Raw genomic sequence first — 331 nt, forward strand, 5'->3', positions numbered from 1 at the left:
TTTATTGCCAAGTTCGATCAAGGTTTGTCTATAGAAATAAATAATGGTAATGGTACAGATGATATTAGTGGTTGGTATTTAACCGATATTGAAACGGCTAATAAATCAGTAATACAATTCAAATATGTTCAAAATAGTGCAATCTATTATAAAAGAAATTACGATAATAAAGAACAAGATGGTATTATTAGGTCTTACTTTTCTAAAACAAGAGCGGATGAAAATGCGATAGAACAAATCATTTTTGAAAAAGGAAAAATCGTTTTTGAATATAGTACCGATCCAAATGCAAGAGAGGATATTGACTATGGTAGAAAATTAGAATGGATTA

General features: G+C 28.4%; 1 protein-coding gene. It reads left to right on the forward strand.

Features of this window, described 5'->3' with window-relative positions; all coding sequences use genetic code 11:
* Window positions 1-331, forward strand: a 331-nt coding sequence (locus NHF47_RS17140; RefSeq protein ID WP_252766136.1) for a hypothetical protein, incomplete at both ends; no start/stop codon positions are given.

It is taken from the genome of Flavobacterium sp. NRK F7 (genome assembly GCF_024054195.1).
Classification (GTDB): Bacteria; Bacteroidota; Bacteroidia; order Flavobacteriales; family Flavobacteriaceae; genus Flavobacterium.